Source organism: Corynebacterium sp. USCH3 (assembly GCF_037619475.1).
In the GTDB taxonomy this organism is placed as follows: Bacteria; Actinomycetota; Actinomycetes; order Mycobacteriales; family Mycobacteriaceae; genus Corynebacterium.
The window spans coordinates 273,611-288,096 of sequence record NZ_JAQPZT010000002.1 but is presented as its reverse complement, the minus strand read 5'-3'; the positions used below and the strand labels follow the sequence as shown (position 1 = coordinate 288,096).

The 14,486-nt window shown below is 68.2% G+C and carries 15 protein-coding genes; 10 read left to right on the top strand and 5 right to left on the bottom strand.

The annotated features are described in order from the left end of the window. Positions 1-25 precede the first annotated feature (25 nt). The gene (locus tag PQI66_RS04650; protein ID WP_339996392.1) at positions 26-1,810 is read left to right on the top strand and encodes an alkaline phosphatase D family protein; all 1,785 of its coding nucleotides are present in this window, start codon (positions 26-28) and stop codon (positions 1,808-1,810) included. Between the two features lie 20 nt (positions 1,811-1,830). Then, complete coding sequence (locus PQI66_RS04645; RefSeq protein WP_339996391.1) at positions 1,831-2,547, top strand: DNA alkylation repair protein; 717 nt, start codon at positions 1,831-1,833, stop codon at positions 2,545-2,547. Between the two features lie 37 nt (positions 2,548-2,584). Here PQI66_RS04645 and PQI66_RS04640 read toward each other — a convergent pair whose 3' ends face one another. Both PQI66_RS04640 and PQI66_RS04635 read right to left on the bottom strand, forming a co-directional pair. After that, positions 2,585-4,177: a PTS ascorbate transporter subunit IIC gene (locus PQI66_RS04640; protein WP_339996389.1), complete on the bottom strand. Its 1,593-nt coding sequence runs from the start codon at positions 4,175-4,177 to the stop codon at positions 2,585-2,587. 12 nt (positions 4,178-4,189) lie between these two features. Further along, positions 4,190-5,017 (bottom strand): PTS sugar transporter subunit IIA, encoded by an 828-nt coding sequence (locus PQI66_RS04635; protein ID WP_339996388.1) that lies wholly within the window; start codon positions 5,015-5,017, stop codon positions 4,190-4,192. A 118-nt stretch (positions 5,018-5,135) separates the two neighbouring features. Here PQI66_RS04635 and PQI66_RS04630 point away from each other — a divergent pair, with 118 nt between their 5' ends. After that, a complete protein-coding gene (locus tag PQI66_RS04630) occupies positions 5,136-5,654 on the top strand; it encodes a hypothetical protein (RefSeq protein WP_339996387.1) in 519 nt (172 codons plus the stop codon). 25 nt (positions 5,655-5,679) lie between these two features. Further along, positions 5,680-6,537, top strand: coding sequence for a CoA transferase (locus tag PQI66_RS04625; protein ID WP_339996386.1), 858 nt, complete (start codon positions 5,680-5,682; stop codon positions 6,535-6,537). 9 nt (positions 6,538-6,546) lie between these two features. Here PQI66_RS04625 and PQI66_RS04620 read toward each other — a convergent pair whose 3' ends face one another. Both PQI66_RS04620 and PQI66_RS04615 read right to left on the bottom strand, forming a co-directional pair. Then, on the bottom strand, positions 6,547-7,086 hold the full coding sequence (locus PQI66_RS04620) for a GNAT family N-acetyltransferase (RefSeq protein ID WP_339996384.1): 540 nt from the start codon (positions 7,084-7,086) through the stop codon (positions 6,547-6,549). Further along, complete coding sequence (locus PQI66_RS04615; RefSeq protein ID WP_339996383.1) at positions 7,087-7,374, bottom strand: hypothetical protein; 288 nt, start codon at positions 7,372-7,374, stop codon at positions 7,087-7,089. Positions 7,375-7,677: 303 nt separating this feature from the next. Between PQI66_RS04615 and PQI66_RS04610 the strand changes: the two genes are divergently transcribed. Then, positions 7,678-8,355: a hypothetical protein gene (locus tag PQI66_RS04610; RefSeq protein ID WP_339996382.1), complete on the top strand. Its 678-nt coding sequence runs from the start codon at positions 7,678-7,680 to the stop codon at positions 8,353-8,355. Between the two features lie 67 nt (positions 8,356-8,422). After that, on the top strand, positions 8,423-9,370 hold the full coding sequence (locus tag PQI66_RS04605) for a D-isomer specific 2-hydroxyacid dehydrogenase family protein (RefSeq protein ID WP_339996381.1): 948 nt from the start codon (positions 8,423-8,425) through the stop codon (positions 9,368-9,370). A 23-nt stretch (positions 9,371-9,393) separates the two neighbouring features. Here PQI66_RS04605 and PQI66_RS04600 read toward each other — a convergent pair whose 3' ends face one another. Beyond that, positions 9,394-10,008, bottom strand: a complete 615-nt coding sequence (locus tag PQI66_RS04600; RefSeq protein ID WP_339996380.1) for a DUF1990 domain-containing protein — start codon at positions 10,006-10,008, stop codon at positions 9,394-9,396. A gap of 126 nt (positions 10,009-10,134) precedes the next feature. On the opposite strand from PQI66_RS04600, the gene PQI66_RS04595 reads away from it, so the two are divergent. The 4 genes from PQI66_RS04595 to PQI66_RS04580 all read left to right on the top strand — a co-directional run bounded on the left by PQI66_RS04595 (position 10,135) and on the right by PQI66_RS04580 (position 14,380). After that, on the top strand, positions 10,135-10,962 hold the full coding sequence (locus PQI66_RS04595) for a hypothetical protein (RefSeq protein WP_339996379.1): 828 nt from the start codon (positions 10,135-10,137) through the stop codon (positions 10,960-10,962). A gap of 350 nt (positions 10,963-11,312) precedes the next feature. Beyond that, a complete protein-coding gene (locus PQI66_RS04590; RefSeq protein WP_339996378.1) occupies positions 11,313-13,157 on the top strand; it encodes a BCCT family transporter in 1,845 nt (614 codons plus the stop codon). A gap of 81 nt (positions 13,158-13,238) precedes the next feature. Beyond that, positions 13,239-14,093, top strand: a complete 855-nt coding sequence (locus PQI66_RS04585) for a 3-hydroxybutyryl-CoA dehydrogenase (RefSeq protein ID WP_339996377.1) — start codon at positions 13,239-13,241, stop codon at positions 14,091-14,093. Between the two features lie 77 nt (positions 14,094-14,170). After that, the gene (locus tag PQI66_RS04580) at positions 14,171-14,380 is read left to right on the top strand and encodes a CsbD family protein (protein WP_339996376.1); all 210 of its coding nucleotides are present in this window, start codon (positions 14,171-14,173) and stop codon (positions 14,378-14,380) included. The last annotated feature ends 106 nt before the right edge of the window (positions 14,381-14,486 follow it).

The window sequence follows — 14,486 nt, the reverse complement described above, 5'->3', positions numbered from 1 at the left end:
ACCGCCCACACCTGGCGTGCCGGGCGTGACGCGGCGACGATTCCTGGCCGGAGCCGTCACCGTCGGTACCGTCGGTGCTGTCGGCGCCCTCGGTACCGGTGTCGCGTCGGGCGGTACGGCGACGGGCACGCCGGGGGAGACGTCCGGAGCATTCCTGCACTCGGTCGCCTCGGGGGACCCGTGGCCGGACAGCGTGGTCATCTGGACCAGAGTCACCCCCACGCCCCAGGCGGTGCCGGGGTCGGGGATCGGGGACCCGACCCGCGTTCGCTGGGACGTCGCCACCGACCCGGGGTTCGGCTCCCCCGTCGCAGGTGGAGAGGTCACGACCGGGGCGGACCGGGATCACACCGTCAAAGTCAACGTCACCGGTCTTGCCCCGGCGACGACCTACCACTACCGGTTCACGGTGCTGGACGGACCGGCGGCGGGGGCGGTGTCCCGGACCGGTCGGACGCGTACCACCCCGGCGGAATCGACGGCGCCGGGGAACGTCCGCTTCGGTGTGTGCTCCTGCTCGAACTACGAGGCCGGGTACTTCCTGGCCTACCGGGAGCTGGCCGACCGCGACGACGTGGAGTTCGTCCTGCACCTCGGCGACTACACCTACGAGTACGACTCCGGGGAGTACGGCGCGGCGTACGGCGCCATCGTGAGGACGGTGGAACCGGCGCAACGGACCTCCACCGTGACGGGGTACCGGGTCCGTCAGGGGCACTACCACCGGGACCCCGACCTCGCCGACCTGCATGCTGCCAAACCGATGATCTGCATCTGGGACGACCACGAGTTCTTCGACAACGCCTGGCGGGACGGCGCCACCGGCGACTCGGACTACGGTGGACCCGCGGAGTACGCGGCGGTGAGGCAGGCGGCGACCCGGGCCTACTACGAATGGATGCCGGTCCGTGCGGGAGAGGGGTTCGGCACCGCCGACGACAGGAACCTCTATCGCCATCTGCGCTACGGAACCCTCGCCGAGATTATCCTGCCGGATCTGCGCACCTACCGTGACCTGCAGAGTTCCCCGACCGCGGCTCCGTCGACGGCTGCGGCGCCCGACCGGACGATGATGGGGAGCCGGCAGTTCGACTGGTTCGCCGGCGTGCTGACGACGTCCCCGACGACGTGGCAGCTGGTCGGGAACTCGGTGATGTTCGCGCCGATGACCCTGCCGCATTCCCTGGACCCACGACTGCACGACTGGCTGGTCGACAAGGTCGGCCTTCCGGCGGACGGCATGGCGCTGAACACCGACCAGTGGGACGGGTACATGGCGGAACGTCAGCGCATCATCGATCTCATCGTCGCGCAGCGCGAGCAGAGGGAGCAGGGGGAGCAGGGGGAGCAGAGGGAGCCGGGCATGAACGTCGTCTTCCTCACCGGTGACATCCACTCGTCCTGGGCCGCGGACATTCCGTCGCACGCCGGTGACTACCGGCTGGGCAGGGACACCTCCGTCGCTGCGGCGGAGTTCATCGTCCCGTCGGTCACCGCCGCCAGCGCCTTCGACTCGATCGTCCCGTCACCGGTGGCGGCTCCGGCCGTCAGCGACGCCGTGAGGATGGGGGAGGCGCTGCTGACGCAGGTCGATCCCTGGTACAAGTACGTCGATCTGAGCAGGCACGGGATGATGGTGGTGGACGTGGACGCCGGACGCACCCAGGTGGACTGGTACCACGGTGACGTCCTGACTCCGTCGGCGCCGATGGCGTACACGAGGAGTTGGCAGACCCGTGCCGGGGATCCGGGGGCACGGCCGGCCGGCGGGGAACTCGACCGGGCCCGTGCGGTGTACGCCCCGGTGTGAGCGGTGGCTAGGATGGCGGGATGACTGATGCGATCTCTGATGACGTCCGTGACGTCCGTGACGCGTTGGCGCGGTTGGAGGACGGGGACGTCCTCGCCGTCAACCGTCGCCACGGCGACGATCACGCCGTGAACCTGACGAAGCTGCGTGCGGTGGCGAAGGAAGCCGGCGCCGGCCGGAAGCCTGCGGTGAAGCACGAGCTCGGCATGGCGCTGTGGGGGACCGGCGACTCTGCGTGCCGGCTCGCCGCGACACTCCTGCTGCGGCCGAAATCTCTCGACGCCGACACACTGGACGGGATGCTGCGCGAGGCCGGTACCCCGAAAGTCCACACCTGGTTGCTGAACTACGTGGTGATGAAGGGTGGTTGTGTCGACGAGCTGCGTACGCGATGGTTCGACGACCCAGACCCGGCGGCGGCTTCGGCCGGATGGGCGCTGACGACGCAACGACTGGTCAAGCGTGGGGACGAGATGTCCGCGGAGGACATGGAGGACATCAGTGGTCTTCTCGACATCATCGAGGCCACCATGGCGGACAGTGAGGACCGCCTGCAGTGGGCACAGAACGAATGCCTCGCACAGATCGGCATCCACGTCCCGCAGTTCCGGGACCGCGCCGTGGACATCGGCGAGCGGCTCGGTGTGCTCAAGGACTACCCGACACCGAAGAACTGCACGTCCCCGTACGCTCCGGCGTGGATCGCCGAGATGGTGTCACGCCAGGAAAATAGGTAGAACCGACCGGGCCGGGGCCCCGGCACCGTCGAGCGCACTAGTCTTCAGGCGGGGGCGGCGGAACCGGGGCGCCCTTCGGCGGGGCGATCTTCGCGTAGGACGTCCCGACGGTGGCCGTGGACGTCTCCGCGGCGGGGGCGTCGGCCGGGGCGACGTTTCCGGTAGCCCCGTCGCCGACCCAGCTACCGCCGGATCGTCCGGGGGCGGCGTCCCAGTGCCCGTCCACCAGCCTCTTCTGGACGAGCAGTGCGGTCACGAGGACCGCGGCAGCCACGGCGATGATGACGACCAGACCCCATACACCGGCAGGGGCATTACCGATGAGCAGGCCGAACCACCCGAAGTCGGCGTCGCCGAAGGTGGTGTTCTCCCCGGACAGGTCGCCGAGCGCGTTGATGAGGAATGCCGGCAGGATCGTGATGATCACGCCGTTGACGAAGGCGCCGACGACGGCGCCCCGTCGACCGCCCGTGGCGTTGCCGTACACGCCGGCGGCACCGCCGGTGAAGAAGTGCGGGACCAGGCCGGGCAGGATCAACGCGGCACCGAACGCAGGATTCAGCCAGGTCGACAGGACGACCAGCGCGACGAGTCCGCCGGAGAAGCTGGAGATGAAACCGATGAGCACGGCGTTCTGTGCGTACGGGAAGACGATCGGTGCGTCCAGCGCCGGGATGGCGCCCGGGACGACCTTGGCGGCGATGCCCTGGAAGGCGGGGACGAGTTCGCCGAGAATCGTGCGCACGCCGAAGAGAATCACGGCCACGGCCACACCGAACTGCAGACCCTGGGTGACTGCCTGCATCAGGTAGTTGCCCAGGTCCGTGGCGACGGAGTCCTCGCCGAAGGCGGTGAACGCCTCGTCCTGGCCCGCGCGCACGACGTACAGGACCGCCAGCACCAGGTACATCAGGACCATGGACAGTGCGGTGGCGACCATGGAGTCCCGCAGGAAACGCAGTCCCTCCGGCACCTTGAGGTCTTCCGCGGACTTCGACGCCCGGGGACCCCTACCGCTGACCGCCTTACCGACGGCGCCGGCGGCGATGTAGCCCGCGGTACCGAAGTGGCCGATGGCGACCGAGTCGTCACCGGTGACCTTGCGGGTCCACGGGTGGGCGAGGGCGGGGAGGGAGACCATGAGCACGCCGAGCAGGACCGCGCCCAGGCCGACGACGATCCAGTCCGCGTAGTCCGCGGTGACCAGGATGATGGTGATCATGGTGGCCATGAACAGCACGTGGTGTCCGGTGAGGAAGACGTAGCGTAGCGGGGTGAACCGGGCGAACAGCAGACTGACCACGTAGCCCAGGATCATCAGCCAGGCGACCTGTGAACCGAACTCCGCCTGCGCGATGCCGGCGATGGCTTCGTTGGTCGGGACGACCCCGTGCATCCCGGTGGCGCCCTCGATCATCACACCCAGTGGGTCGAGGGATGCGGTGACCAGCGTGGCGCCGGCACCGATCAGCAGGAAGCCGAGCACGGCCTTGATGGCGCCGCCGGCGACCTGGCCGGCGCTGCGCTTCATGGCGATCAGGCCGATGGCGGTGAAGATACCGATGAGGAACGCCGGGACGGCGAGGATCTCGTTGACGAGGAACTGCGGGATTGCGAGCAACCAGTCCATGGTGGTTCTCCTTTACAGGGCGTAGAGCGCACGCAGCGCTGCATCGACGTCGGGGGCACTGGTGAAGTTCTCCACGACCCGGACCGGAATACCGGGATCGCCCAACGTCTTGGCGATCTCCCCGGAGGTGAGGATGAAGTCGGCGTCCTTGGCCTTGCCTTTCGCGGAAATCGTGTCCGTGGCCTCCACGGAGACCAGGGCGTCCCACCCCCAGCGTTTGAGGATCTCCTCGGTGGTGTTCTTCAGGAACAGACTGGTTCCCAGGCCGTTCCCGCAGACGGTGAGGATGTGGTTGCGTGAGTCACCCCCGGGGTAGCGGCCATCGTCAGTGACGGAGGAGGGGGCCGCGGACGTCGCTGCAGAGGTCGCTGTGGAGGTGCGGTCCGGGCCGCCGGCACCGTCGAGGACGGCCAGGACCTCTGCCGGGGTCGCTGCCGCATCCAGTGCCTTCCGGGTGGCGGGGCGTCCCACGACCTTGGCCAGCTGGGCCATGGCACTGGTGTGGGTGGTCGCGTCGGTGGCGGCCAGCGCGACGACCAGGGTGACCGGGTCGTTCTTCGCGTGCCCGAAGGCGACGGGGGCCGCGAGTCGGACCCAACTCAATGCGGTCTCGTGGACGGCCTCGCTGGGCCGGGCGTGGGCGAAGGCGAACCCGGGGGCGACGACGATGTAGGGGCCGTTGTCGACCACGGAGTCGACCATCGCCCGGGTGTAGGCAGGGTCGACGGAACCGGTCTCCTCGAGGAGACCTCCGGCGTAGGTCACGGCGGATCTCCAGTCGGCGGCATCCACGTCCAGGGCCACCCGGTTCTCGGCGAGGAGGGAAGTGAGGGTACTCATGGGGAACATACTATCGATGGGGAACGGAATCCGGGGGAGGCCCCGGCCGTGCCTGTTTCCATGTCCGGGCGGTGTCGTAGTCTCAGGGGAGAAAGCAACAGGTTGAGGAGGCCGTGCCGTGGATCAAGACCGCCGCTATTCAGCGCAGAACCCCTACGGGCAACCGGGAGGGGGAATTCCCGAGGACGTGTCGTCCTACGTCAGCGCCACCGCCGCGAATCCGCGGGAGCGTCTGCGCAGGTACCGCCCGACCCTGACCAAGAAGATCCTGGCCTGGACCGGTGTCGTGCTGGGGGTGCTCCTGGTGCTGACGCTGCTGACCTCGGAGGCCGGGAACCTCGTCGCCGATGCACTGTTGAGCGTGGGTTTCGGGGCGATGATGGCCGTGCCCGGGGCCTACTGGCTACTGTGCAACCGACGGGACACGCGGATCGTGTCCGACTGGGTGCAGACGCATCAGGAGTACCAGGCGAACTGGGAGCTGCTCGCCCGTGACGAACAGGCGATGTTCGCCCCGCCCGAGCACCTGCCGGTCCTGCCGTTGCGGCGCTGGAAGACCGTGGCCGTGGTCATCGTCGCCGCGTTCTTTGTCGCCATGGCCGGATCCATGCTTCTTCCCGAAACGACGGTGGCCTGAGCCCGTCCCGCGTAGCATCACGGCCATGGAACGAGCTTTGACCGGTGTCACCGTGGTGTCCTTGGCCGTCAACCTGCCGGGGCCTGCTGCAGCCCGCCGGTTGCGGCAGCTGGGGGCGGCGGTGACGAAGGTGGAGCCGCCGTCCGGAGATCCCCTGGCGTTGGCCGCACCCGACTACTACGCGCATTTCTGTGACGGGCAGGACACCGTCACCCTCGACCTGAAGACCGGTGAGGGCCAGCACACGCTGCACGGGTACCTCGGGGCCGCGGACCTGCTGCTCACCTCGCACCGGCCGCGGGCGCTGGCCAGGCTCGGGCTCGACTGGCCGACGCTGCACCGGCGTCACCCGCGGCTCTCGCAGGTCGCGATCGTCGGCACGGAAGGCGTGGACGCCGACGTCCCCGGACATGACCTGACCTACCAGGCACAGGCGGGGACTATCGCCGTGTCGGACGGTGTGCCGGTCATGCCCGCCGTGCCGCTGGCGGACCTGGGGGGTGCCGAACGTGCTGTCGCAGCCGGGGCCGCGGCACTGTTCCACACCGCCAGGACAGGGGAGGGCACCTTCACCGAGGTGGGGTTGGCCGAGGTCGTCGACGACTTCGCTGCCTCGACTCGTCTCGGTCTGTCCGGTCCCGGCGCCGTCCTCGGGGGAGGGTTCCCCCTCTACGGGGTGTACCCCGCCCGGGACGGGTTCGTGGCCCTGGCGGCCATCGAACCCCATTTCGCGCTGGCCCTGTCGACCCTGATGGGCCTGTCGTCCCCGCTGGAGATCACGGCAGAGCAGCTCACGGCCTTCTTCGCCGCGGAGTCGGTGCGGCACTGGACGTCCTGGGCCGCGGAGCACGACCTCCCCCTCGCCGCCCTGGACAACGGGTGACGGCAGGGGTCAGACGTTCCGGCGGTAGGCGCTCCGTGGGGCCACGTCGAGGCCTGCAGCGCATTCGGCGTCCCGGATGGAGCGCAGGTCCGGGCCGAGATCGTCCGGGTCGAGTCGGAGAAAACCGAGTCGGCGGTACAGCGGACCGTTCCACGGGATCTCGTCGAAGGTGGTCAGGCAGACCCCGGGGCAGCCGCGCCGGCGGGCGAGGGTGACGGCCAGGGCGACCAGGGTCGTGCCGAGCCGACGCCCGCGATACTCCGGTGCCACCGACACCTGTTCGATCAGCAGGTCGCCGTCAGCTGACCCGGTCCAGAGCCAGGCGGCGAGGGGCGCGGCGGCGGTGACGTCGTCGGCGTCAACGACGAGGACCCTGCCGTCGTCCACGGACAGGGCCAGTTCCGCCGCATCCGGCGGGTCGTCGTCGGCGATGGAGTCCAGCCCCACGGAACGGAACAGCTCGCCGGCACGGCGTTCCAGCTCGCGGATGGCGGGGATGTCGTCGGCGCAGGCGCGGCGGGCCGGATGGAGATCCTCCTCCGGGAACACCTAGGAGACGGGCGAGGTCTGTGCCCCCGGTGCGTACGGCTCGGTGTCGCCGACGGTGTCGGGGGCGCCCTCGGTCCCGTAGACCGTGTCGGCGTCGGTGGGCTCGCCGGACTCACTGGAGGACGCGCTCGTCGGAACTCCCGCGCCGTCGTAGCCGCTGTCCGGGGTCACCTCGGTCGACGGGGCAGTGCGTTCACTGTCGTTCTCGCTCGGCGGCTGGCAGGCGGTCGCCCCCAGCGCCAGAACGGCGGCGGCGAGCAGGGCGGTGGTCCGGCGGGTGCGGGTCATCTCATCTCTCCTGAGTGAGTCAGCAGTGGATCAGCAGGAGGTGGTCACGTCCTCCCGTGTGTACTCGTCCATGAGCATAGTGGGTCAGACCTGCAGGCTGGTACACGGGCAAGGCTCGGTGCCGATAACATGGGGTGCCAACGCGTCCTGCCGAGCACCTGACGTGCCCCGGACGGTCCGCCGTGCGGGGGCACGGCGGCGAGAGCCTGCGGCCTGCTCGGCCCCGATGTCACGGTAACTGCCCCGCAGGTGCGGTAACCTCTTGCGCAGACTCACGGGACGCGACGGCGAAAGGACGTGGTGATGGGGCCGAACGGTCACAGCGGCAGACAGGACGACGACGGGCGCTCCGGGGACGACACCCCCACGACGGCGTGGGGGTCGACCGGGCCCGGGGCCGGGCGGGACAGCGGGCGCGGACACGGCGATGTTCCGCCGGACGAGAACCCGACCACGGTGTGGTCCGGCAACCAGCCGCAACCGCCGCAGTACCGGCACGCCGGTGCCGACGAAACGCAGATCATCCCGCCGACGCAGCCCGGCGACGTCCCCTCCGGCTACGGCCAGCAGCCCTACTACCAGCCCTACGACCAGCAGCAGTACGGCCAGCCGGAGTTCGGTGCCGCCCAGACGCCGGCCCCGCAGGGGGCGACGAAGCGACGTGGCGTCCTGGGCATGGTCCTGCTGGTGGTCGCGGCCCTGGTCGCCCTCGCGTTGATCCTGGTCGTCTTCGTCTTCGGCGGCGACGATGACGACACCCCGGCACCTGCGTCGACGACGCAGCCCGCCCCACGGACGACGCAGGAGCAGACGCCCGAGGACGAGCCGTCTGCCCCGGGGTTCCAGATCCCCAGCGACATCCAGATCCCCAGCGAGCTCGAAGACCTGCCCAGCAACCTCCCCGAGCTGCCCACCCTCGACCCTGGGCTCGAGGACCAGCTCAACGACACCCTCGACCAGCTGCGACAGCGCTTCGGCTGACCCGGCGGGAAGATGTTCCGGGGGTGCGGCCCGGCGGGGAGAGAGGCCGGACGGTATGACTGGGGCCATGAGCCAACAGACCCCGTCCCTGAACATCTTCACCTCGACCGTCCCGCTGCCGGAGACCCGCGCGGCGTTGGAGGACGCCGGTGCCGTGCTCGTCGACGACCTTGAGGACGCCGACGCGTTCATCTGCCACGGCGTCGCCCCGGCAGACTTCCCTGACCTGCCTGACCGGGTGAAATGGGTCCAGCTGTGCCAGGCGGGCATCGAGGGTTTCTTCGCCGAGGGGGTCATCACCGCCGGGGCGCAGGGGGACCGGCGGTGGTCGAACGCCTCAGGTGTCTACGGTCGCCAGGTCGCCGAAAGTGCGGTCGCGCTGCTGCTCTCGGTCACCCACATGCACAAGAGGATCGCGCGCGCGGCGAGTTGGTCGGTGTGGCGGGAGGTCGACGAGCAGACCCGGTGGCTGCACGGTGCCACAGTCGCCGTGGTCGGGGCCGGGGGAATCGGCCGCCACCTCATCGAGATGCTGTCCCCGTTCGGTGCGGAAGTCATCGCCGTCAACCGCACCGGACACCCCGTTGACGGGGCGGTCCGGACCGAACCGATCGAGCGTCTGGCGGACGTCGTCGCCGCCGTCGACCACACTGTCATCGCCGTGCCGCTGACCGGCGACACCGAGGGCCTCTTCGATGCGGAGTTGTTCGCGTCCTTCCGCCCCGGAGGCACGGTGGTCAACGTCGCCCGCGGCCCCGTCGTCGTCACCGGTGACCTGGTCGCTGCGCTGGAGTCCGGGCGACTGGGCGGGGCCGGGCTCGACGTCACCGACCCCGAGCCGCTGCCCGACGGCCACCCGCTGTGGGACATGGACAACGTCACCCTCACCACACACTCGGCGAACACCCGGGCGTCGATGGACGCACAACTCGCCGGCGCGGTCGTCGAGAACTACCGTGCCTTCCTTGCCGGGGGCCGTATGCCCACCGAACTGGATCCGGCCAAGGGGTACTGAAGGGTTCACACCCCCGCAAGCGGTCAGGGTGCTCCGATCCCCCTGATGTAGGCGGCGGCCATCCTGTGCTGGATCCGTCGGCCGATGACACCGCCGAGCCGGGTGATCAGGCGGCCCGGCCGGGAGAAGGCGCTGACCGTCGCCGTGACCGTCCCGTCCTCGTGGAGTGACACCCCGAAGAACTCTTCCCCGCACTCCGCGTGTCCCGGGAGCGTCCCGTACATCAGCGAGGACGGGCCGGCCGTGAGCACCAGGCACGGAGAATCGAGGGGGGTGAGCAGCCCCCGCCCCGGGGTGACGGTCACGAGGTCCCCGGCGGACATCGGTGCAGCGGGTGTCAGCGGTGCGCCGTGGCGGTACAACACTGCGCCGGCGAGGCGGTGGGCCCGACCGGAGAGCAGGTTGGTCAGCGCCCGGTCGTGGTCGACACTGCCGTGGCCGACCACCCGGCTGTGGCTGAAATGGTGGAACCCCTGGGCCTGAAGACGTCCGGCCAACACGGCATCGTCGTCGATGTCGTGGATCGACTCCGACGCCCCGGTCAGTTCGTGGGGGTAGGTCAGGTCGTTCTCGGTCAGCGGCCGCCCCCGGGGTCGCGGCGGGAGTTTCGGTGGGGAGGTCGGTCGACGCAGGCGCATGGGAGTCAGGGTACCGGCACCGTCCGACGTCGGGGGAGAGGTACTTTGCCGTGCGAGAGCAATTCGGCGTGGGACGCGCTACAATCCCCTACGTACCGCTCCCGGCCCCAGCGAAGGAACAGCACAATGCGCAGAAGTACCGGCTCCACCCGCTCCGCCGAATCCGCCGACCGCCACGGTCGTCGTCCCCGGCGAACACTGGGCAGGATCCTGTCCGCCGGTGCCATGACGGTCGCGCTGGTGGGTGGCGGCTCGGCCCTGGCACTGCCGGCGACGGCCGGTGCCGCGACATCGACCCACGCCGGCGACGGCGTCGTCATCACGACGGCCGACGGTCGGCAGTCGATCTGCACCCTGAACTCGGTCGTGGAGCAGTCGGGGACGTTCTACGGCGTCACCGCGGGCCACTGTCTCAACCAGCGGGAGATCGGGTCGCCGGTGGTGAAGATCTCGACGAGGGACGGCAAGCTGTTGGCAGGGGAGGACGACATCAGGGCCGGAGGCGTGGTCCGGGGAGGCACCGCGAATCCCTTCGAGCCGTACGCCGGCCTCGACGACTTCGGCTGGTTCCGCCTCGACGACTCGGTGACCCCGGACCCGGGCCGGGTGTCCAGCACCGCCGACACCGGTATCCCAATGCTCGACGATCTCCTGCGTGGCACCAGCCAGCCGCTGGGCGATCCGGTGCCGGTGACGCAGAACCTGGTCGGCAGCATCGTCTGCAAGGACGGCACGATGTCGGGGCGGACCTGTGGCCCGGTCCTCGCCGTCAACGCCGACACCAATGAGATCACCGCCCTCATCCCGGCGATCGGGGGTGACTCGGGCAGCCCGCTGCATGTGGCCGGCCGTGACGGCAAGCGCCACGTCGTCGGGACCCTGTCCAACGGGACGCCGGTGTTGTTCAACACCTTCGACGGCACGCGTGAGCATCTGCCGCTCGTCGGGGCCTGATCTACTCCGACAGAGGTTTCAGCACGCTGTCAGGCAATTCCAACCTCCGCGTCGTACTGTCGGAGACATCGCCACCTCAGGTGGTGAGGTGATATCCAGGACAGTCGTCGTGAAAGGACCCCTATACGGCAGCTGAGCATTCTCCTCTTGAAACGTCAGCAGGTGACCCCCGGTTCGTCAGGAGCCGGGGGTCACCTGTGTCTGTCGGAGGTTCTGCACCTGGAGTGGTTCGCTATCCTCCCGTCAGCCTGAGATTTCCCTGTAGACTCGGAGAACAGTTGTCCACTTGACCTCAACCATCCGGATGCGGCACCATGCTCGGCCGCAGCCCCGGAGGAACCGGATATGATGTGACTTCTTCTCCTGACAGTTCACCTGCCACCCGCGAAACGGCACTCCGCAGCGACACCGGGGAGGAGGTGGCGAAACGCGGCCCGGATCGGCTCATCCTCTGGGTGTCCGCCGGATTCATCGTCCTGTTCGTTGCAGTCTGCGTGATCTTCGGCGATGGTGCACGGGATTCATTCTCGACAGTCTCCGGTTGGTTGATGACGAACCTGAACTGGCTCTATGTCGGTGGCGTGACTATAGCGCTGCTGTTTCTCGTCGCCCTGGCGTTCAGTCATTTCGGGCGGATGAGGCTGGGCCCGGACGGAGAGAAGCCCGAGTACTCCCTGAAGAGCTGGTTCGCCATGCTGTTCGCCGGAGGCCTGGGCAGCGTGCTGATGTTCTGGGGCGTCGCAGAGCCGATCAACCACGCGGTGAACGTTCCCATGCAGAACGAGGAACCGATGTCCCATGAGGCCGTCAACCAGGCCATGGGCTTCACGATGTACCACTTCGGCATCCACATGTGGGTCATCTTCGCCCTACCGGGGCTGGCACTCGGGTACTTCATCTACAAACGCAACCTGCCGCCGCGCATGTCGTCGATCTTCGCCCCGATCCTGGGCGGGGCCATCTACTCCTGGCCCGGAAAACTCATCGACGCGCTGTCCATCATCGGCACCGTGTTCGGCATCGCCGTCTCCCTCGGCCTCGGGACCCTGCAGATCGAGTCCGGACTGGGCACGGTCTTCGGAATCGACGGTTCGACACTCCTGCTCGTCGGCATCATCGTTGTCATTGTCGCGGCGGCATGCGGGTCGGTTGCCGCCGGCCTGGACAGGGGCATCAAGAACCTCTCGAACATCAACATCGTCATGGCGGTCGTCCTGATGCTGTTCGTCCTCGTCGCCGGGCCGACGCTGATGCTGCTCCGGGGCACGATGGACACTGCGTCCCTGTACGCGGAATGGCTTCCGAGGTTGATGTTCTGGTCCGACGCCGACGAGATCACCGCGGAGGGCTGGCAGGGCACGTGGACCGTCTTCTACTGGGCCTGGACGATCTGCTGGTCACCGTTCATCGGCATGTTCGTGGCACGCATCTCCAAGGGGCGTACCGTCCGCGAGTTCGTCGGCGGTGTCCTGGCACTGCCGGCCCTGTTCATCCTGGTGTGGTTCGCCGTGTTCGGCTACGCCGGGTTGAACGCCGAACGCCAGAATCCGGGCAGTGTGTCCGGCCCCGTCGTGGAGGGCGGGGACGCTGCGTCGTCCTTGTTCATCCTCCTCGACACCATGCCGTGGAGCACGGTGGTCAGCGGCTTCGCCCTCGTCGTGGTAGCCATCTTCTTCGTGACGTCCATCGATTCATCGGCCCTGGTGACGGACATGTTCGCGGTCGGGGAGGAGAACGTGACCCCGACGTGGCAGCGGGTCCTGTGGGCGGTGTCGATCGGGGCCGTGGCCGCGGCAATCCTGGTGATGTCACCTGACGCAGGCATCGAGGCGTTGCAGGAGGTGGCGATCATCATCGGGCTTCCGTTCTTCCTCATGTTCTTCGTGATGATGTACTCGATCCTCAAAGGGATGAACAATGACTACCACGCCAGGCCGGAGCCCCAGACCAGGCAGTGGGAGAAGGCGGACAGTCCTGAAGCACTGGAGGAGAATGAACGCAGGCCCGCCCCCGGCTACGCCGAGACCGGGGATGAACTCCCTGTCGCGACATATGACGGGGAGGGAAAACTCATCGTCCCGGGCAGCATCATCGTCGCCGGGGACGTCGGGGTGGTCGGGGACATCGGCGGGGCGGATCCGGGGGACGTCGATGCCCTCGAGAGCGACGACAGCAAGAGGGGCAGGACAGGGTAGCGTTCGTTGTGGACCGTGATCCCGGTTACACTATGCAGATATAACCACATACCAATTTTCACGAACGCGAAGGAGAACATGATGGTTCAGCGTGTAGGCGTTATCGGTGCAGGCCAGATGGGTGGCGGCATCGCCGAGGTGGCGGCCAAGTCCGGCAGCGACGTCCTGGTGTGGGAGGCCAAGCAGGAGGCCCTGGACTTCGGCAAGTCCAAGATCGAGAAGTCGCTGGCCAAGGCCGTGGAGCGCGGCAAGCTCAGCGACGGTGACCGGGACGCCGCCCTGGGCCGACTGACCTTCACCACCTCCCTCGACGACTTCGCCGACCGTGAACTGGTCATGGAGGCGATCATCGAGAACGAGAAGGTCAAGAAGGACGTCTTCTCCCAGCTCGACGCCATCGTCGAGGACAAGACCGCGCCGCTGTGCTCCAACACCTCCTCACTGCCGATCCAGGCGATCGCCTCGGCGACCGAGAGCCCGGGACGCGTCATCGGCCTGCACTTCTTCAACCCGGTCCCCGTCCTCCCCCTCGTCGAGGTCATCCCCGCGCTGACCACGGATGATGCCACCGTGGAAACCGCCCGGACCTACGCCACCGAGGTGCTGGGCAAGACGGCGATCCAGGCCAAGGACCGGTCCGGCTTCATCGTGAACTTCCTGCTGGTGCCCTACCTGCTCTCGGCGGTGCGCATGGTCGAGCAGGGCGTGGCCACCAAGGAGGACATCGACACCGGCATGAAGCTCGGCGCCAGCCACCCGATGGGGCCGCTGACCCTGGCGGACATGGTCGGTCTGGACACCTGCGCCTTCATCGCGGACGTCATGCACGAGGAGTTCGGGGACCCGTCCTACGCCTGCCCGCCGCTGCTGCGCCGGATGGTCCAGGCCGGGCACCTGGGACGTAAGTCCGGCAAGGGTTTCTACGACTACGCATAGATCCCTGCACGGCCGACGGGTTTTCACTAGAGTCGTCGGTGCAAGCCTTTTTACGTCAACAGCGAAGGAGAGCTTTAATGTCAGGGTTCGACGACATCAAGAACAAGGCCACGGACGCCGCAGGTCAGGCCAAGGAAGCCGCCGGCGATGCCGCGGGCAACGACGACCTGAAGAACGAGGGCAAGGCCGACCAGGTCAAGTCCGACGCGAAGCAGAAGTTCGAGGACGTCAAGGACAAGGCCTCCGACAAGGCCAACGAGGTCATCGGGAAGTTCAAGGACAACTGACCGGCACCTTCAGCTGAGAAGACGAACCCCGCCGCCCGGAGCCGGGCGGCGGGGTTCTCGTCGTGTCAGGGTGGTTCTTCTCCGGTGCCTCCGCCCGGCGAGCCCG